Origin of the sequence: Streptomyces sp. MB09-01 (genome assembly GCF_033794505.1) — a bacterium.
Lineage (GTDB): Bacteria > Actinomycetota > Actinomycetes > Streptomycetales > Streptomycetaceae > Streptomyces.
On the sequence record NZ_JARAYQ010000420.1, the window covers coordinates 1 to 4,641 of the forward strand.

A 4,641-nucleotide genomic window follows, 5' to 3' on the forward strand; every position below is an offset into this window, starting at 1 on the left:
CACACACGAGCACACCGGCGCGGGCGGGCGCTTCCACCCGCCCACCATGGAGGGAGCCGCCCCCCCCACGATCCAAGAGGCCGTCCCTTCACGATCCAGGAGGGCGTCCTTTCACGATTGAGGATGCCGATCCAAGAAACCGATCCAGGATCGCCTCACGGACATCAGCATCGCCGGGCAAGACCCTCGGGGATACTGACGCAATGTCACACACGCCGCCCGCCGTGCCCCCCGAAGCCGTGACGGCCGACCCGCCCCACCACACGGACCGCCCGCTGCTCACCCAGTTCTGGCTCGACCTCACCTTCCTGCACTGGGCAGCCGACCCCGCCGCCATCGCCCCGTTGCTCCCGGCCGGCACCGTGCCGGACACGCTGGACGGGCTCACCTATGTCGGCCTTGTCGCGTTCCGGATGCACCGGATCGGATGGGGCCGCCTCCCCGGCATCCCCTACCTGGGCTCCTTCCCGGAGACCAACGTCCGCCTCTACTCGGTGGATGCCCACGGCCGCCGGGGTGTGGTCTTCCGCTCCCTCGACGCTTCCCGTCTGATCCCGGTAGCTGTGGGACGGGGCGTGTTCCGCCTCCCGTACGTGTGGTCACGGATGACGATCCGCCGGGACGGCCCCATCTTCACCTACACCAGCAGCCGGCGGTGGCCTGGGCCGCGGGGCGCGCACAGCACGATCACGGTGCGGACCGGCGACCCGATCGGGGAGCCGACCGACCTCGAACACTTCCTGACCGCCCGCTGGGGCATGCACAGCGATTTCTCCGGCCGGCCGCTGTACCTGCCGAACACCCACCCGCGCTGGCCGCTGCACCGCGCCGAACTCCTCGTCTGCGACGAGAACCTGCTGGCGGCGGCAGGCCTGCCCGCGCCCGCCGGCGCGCCTGTGAGCGTGCTGTACTCCCCGGGAGTCGCCGTACGGTTCGCCCGCCCTGCCCGCCCTGCCCGCCCGCAGTCGCGGTAGCCACCGGCTCGGACGGCCGACAGCCACGGAACCGGGCCACCTGCCCCCCTGGGGGAGGGCAAGCCCTACGGACGGGGCGGCCCGGAAGCATGCGAGGGCAGGCCGATTCGGCGCGGAGCCGTGGTGGCCGGCCGGGGTGCGGGGGTACCGCCGGCTCCGCGTTGGGATGGCGCGGCACGGGTGGCGTAGGGCGATCGTGCCGTGTGCCGCGTGGTGGTTCAGGGGTGCTGCTGTCGGGTGTGGGTGGTGGGGGTGTAGTAGACGGATCGCCCTTGTTTGGTGCGTTCGAGGAGGCCGCGCGCGACGCCTTGTTCGAGGGTGTTGCGGATGACGGCTGCCTGGGCTTTGCGTTCGGGGTGGGTGGTGTTGATGGTGTGGGTGATTTCGGCGGCGGATTGGGGTTCGGTTTTGCCGGTGAGGGTGGTGGTGATGAGTTCGAGCCAGGAGGGGACGCTGCTGGTTTCCTTCTTGGCTTTGTCGGTTTTGGTTGTGCGTGGCGTCTTCACTTCAGCGGCAGCAGGGGAAGTGGCGGCAGGAGCGGCTGCAGTGGGAGTGGTGGCGGTAGCCGTGGGGGTGGGGGTGGTTTTGGGTTCTGACGTCTTCTTGGTGCTGCGGGTGGCGTTGCGCGGGGTTGGTACTGCGGTGTGCTTGGTGGCGGGTTTGGCGGTTTGAGTGATGGCGTCCGGTGTGGGGATGCCGAGGGCTTGCTGCATTTTGAGGAGGACTTTTGCGCTTTCCTCGAGTTGTTGGAGTTCTTGTTGGAGGCGGTGGAGTTCGTCTCGTGTGTGTTGTTGTGCGGTGTGGTTGGCGGTGAGGTCGTTGGCGATTTGTTGTGCGTAGTCGTCTTTGATGTTGGTGGTGTGGGTGGGTGTGGTCATGGGTTCCTCGGTTTGTGTGGTGACGGGTGTGTGTGGTGATGGTACGCATCTGGGTGCGCTTGTGAGCCGGTATCGGGTATCTGTCACCCCCCAACGTGGTGTCTTGCAGCCGGTGTCGACGGTGTCGTGCTGCGGACCGGCGCAGGACTTGGGCGTAGTCGAGTGATATCCGGTTTGTGATCATGCGAGCCCGAGGAGCTGAAGGGGGCGATCGGGGTCGCGGGCTTTGCGACGGAGGCTGGCCGCGATGTTCTTCGCTCCAACTGTCCGGAGGGCTCCGATGGCGAGGTTGCGCCAGGTGGCCACCGCGCGGGAGCTGGGCGGCGAGCAGGTGGATCTTCTGGCCCCTCGCCTTTGCCGCACCGCAGGCTCTTGCCGTCCACCGCCAGGCCACGCAGCCCCGCCGCTCCGGCTGCTCTCGGGCGACGGTCCGCGAGCCAGCGTCCGACTGCCAGGTCCAACGCGTCGCCATCGATGCGGGCCAGTAGCCGGCGGACCGTGGTCTCCGCGGGCAGGACCCACTTGGGCAGCAGCGGATGGCGACCACTGGGCTCAAGGGCCACTCGGTCGGGGAACGTGTCGACGCTGGTGGCGGAAGCCCCTGCTGCAGCAGCTGCGATCCCTACCGTCGTCAGGCGTTGTCAGAGCAGATGTCTGAACGCATGGCATCGCGCGTCTGTAGGCGCAGGTCCAGGTACCTGCGTGTGAGTTCCTCGAACTGATCGCTGTCGATTCGCGCTCCGGCGCTAACGGCGTCACGCATCATTCGGACTGCCCCACTGCATTCCTCGGCTAGAGCGACGACAGCGCTGGAAGCGAGAAGTTCCAGCTCGTGACGAGACGTGTAGCAGTGTGCGTAGGCCGCTCGTGTCTGCCGGTACCTCTCGCTCACATCCAGGCTAGGCGTGGCGGCGATATTGCGCAGGTCACTGCCTGCCTGAGCATGGTCTGCGAGGAACCTCGCGTAGAGCTGCCGTCGTGTTCTGCCCCACTCGACTGCCGTCTCTCGTTGTGTCTTCCTGCGCTCCACCAACAGCGCCGATCCCATCGCGATCACGGCACCGACGAGCGTGGCAAGCAGCGGTATCCAGGTCATTTCAGAACAGTAGGACACATTCGCGGCCAACTGACCTGGCGCGTTGGGTGTTTGCTGCCCTGCAGTCGACCAGGACGGGGGCGACCCAGGCCTTGGAGTACTACCACCGGCGGGCCTGACTGTCGTGGTCACGGGACCATGAGCGGTGTCCCGGCAGACTGCTCCAGCGAGATAAACGAGTTCATCGCCGGGGCCGGGCGGCAAGTCCTCCTCCAGCGTCTCGGCCCGCACCCACCTGGCGGTCGCAGGCGAGAACGCAGGCTCAATACACTACAAATAGGACGGCGCCCACTTTGTCGAGGCCCTGGCGCCGGCGGTGTCGTGGGTGTTGTGGTGCGGGTCGGCGTTGCCGTGGCCCCCTCTACGTGTGGTGGTGGCGTGTATGGGTTGTGGATTGGTTGAAGGTGCGTAGGAGGGTGTGGAGGTAGTTTTCCAGGCGGTGTGTCAGCAGGGTCGGCGTGAGGTCTTTCCTGCCGAGTTGCCGCCAGGGTTCGGCGATCTTTTGGGCGTTGGGGGCGAAGGCTAGTGCGTCCAGGACGCGCCAGTAGAGGTGGTCGGTCGCGTTGCTGGTGAGTGTTCCGCCGGCTGCGGTGTAGTGGGCGGCGAGTTGCATGCCGGCAGGTGTTCCGTGGAGGAGGGCGAGGGTGGTGGAGCAGTGGGCGATGTCGAGGTCGGCGGGCCCCCAGGAGGTTTCCACCCAGTCGACGACACCGGTGATGGTCAGGGTGGTTCCTTCTTGGGTGAACAGGACGTTGCCGGGGTGGAAGTCGCGGTGTAGGAAGCACGGCTGGTAGGCGGGGGGCGGACGGCGGATCACGTCCAGGGCGCGCTGCCACACCTCGGGCCGGTTCGGGTTCTCGGGTAGCTGTACTCGTTCGGGGCTGGTCCACGCCTCGTAGGTACGGGGCCGGGATGCTTCCGGGACGGGCAGTGAGTGGATGATCTGGAGCTGGCGGGCGAGGAGTCGGGCCTTGCCCTCGATGTCGTGCGCGTCGAGTCTGGGGCTGCCGGGCAGCATCGACATCAGCAGCGACGGGTGGTCGCACGTCGCGGCGGTCGCGTCGACACCGTGGAGACGGGGGGCCGGCACGGCCGTGTCGGCGAGGAAGCGGAGGGTGTCCGCTTCCCTGGTCAGCAGTCCCGGGGCGTGTTTGACGTAGAACGGTTTCACGAACGAGCGCAGCACGAGGGAGTACGGCTCGCCCTCACCCGCGCTGTCGCCTGTGCCGTCGCTGTTGACGAGGAGGCGGCGCATCTGTGAGGTCCATCCGCCGTGCAGTGTCTCCACGCCGTGGATCCGGTGCCTGGTAGGGAGGCTTTTCTCCACCCACGCACGGGTGTTGGACCATCCCGGGTCATCGGCATCAGTGTCAACCGTCGCGTTCTCAACCTCGTCCTCGGCCATGCCCACAGCCTAATGATCGCGAGAATGCGTCCCGTGGCGTACCGGCGGAACGGCCCGCCCCGAGACTCCGCTGCGGACGGGTGCGGCATCTGGTCGTCAGGTGTCACCGTCCGGGCGCCCCGTGCCCGTGTGGACGGTGCGATCAGATACACGCATGAGGGGCGGCAGTTCTGGGGGCGTTGCGGTGGATCGGCAGGAGGTGCCGGGTGGTCGGGGTTTGCGCGCTCCTGACGCGTCCTGGTCTCGCAATTGCGCGGAGCGGGTCTGTACCCGGGCGGGGGATGGGGG

At 67.5% G+C, this 4,641-nt stretch carries 4 protein-coding genes; 1 reads left to right on the forward strand and 3 read right to left on the reverse strand.

From position 1 onward, the window contains the following. Positions 1-203 precede the first annotated feature (203 nt). Complete coding sequence (locus PV721_RS41410) at positions 204-974, forward strand: DUF2071 domain-containing protein (RefSeq protein WP_319733781.1); 771 nt, start codon at positions 204-206, stop codon at positions 972-974. Between the two features lie 218 nt (positions 975-1,192). Here the strand turns inward: PV721_RS41410 and PV721_RS41415 are convergent, their stop codons facing one another. The 3 genes from PV721_RS41415 to PV721_RS41425 all read right to left on the reverse strand — a co-directional run bounded on the left by PV721_RS41415 (position 1,193) and on the right by PV721_RS41425 (position 4,353). Next, complete coding sequence (locus tag PV721_RS41415; protein ID WP_319733784.1) at positions 1,193-1,852, reverse strand: hypothetical protein; 660 nt, start codon at positions 1,850-1,852, stop codon at positions 1,193-1,195. A 631-nt stretch (positions 1,853-2,483) separates the two neighbouring features. Beyond that, positions 2,484-2,948 (reverse strand): hypothetical protein, encoded by a 465-nt coding sequence (locus PV721_RS41420; protein ID WP_319733786.1) that lies wholly within the window; start codon positions 2,946-2,948, stop codon positions 2,484-2,486. Between the two features lie 361 nt (positions 2,949-3,309). Beyond that, entirely contained in the window at positions 3,310-4,353 is a 1,044-nt protein-coding gene (locus PV721_RS41425; protein WP_319733787.1) for an aminoglycoside phosphotransferase family protein, read from the reverse strand. Between the last annotated feature and the right edge of the window lie 288 nt (positions 4,354-4,641).

Bases quoted from the DNA above. Each gene is read 5' to 3' on its own strand.
- PV721_RS41415 (WP_319733784.1), bottom strand. From the start codon at position 1,852: ATGACCACACCCACCCACACCACCAACATCAAAGACGACTACGCACAA.
- PV721_RS41420 (WP_319733786.1), bottom strand. From the start codon at position 2,948: ATGACCTGGATACCGCTGCTTGCCACGCTCGTCGGTGCCGTGATCGCG.
- PV721_RS41410 (WP_319733781.1), top strand. From the start codon at position 204: ATGTCACACACGCCGCCCGCCGTGCCCCCCGAAGCCGTGACGGCCGAC.
- PV721_RS41425 (WP_319733787.1), bottom strand. From the start codon at position 4,353: ATGGCCGAGGACGAGGTTGAGAACGCGACGGTTGACACTGATGCCGAT.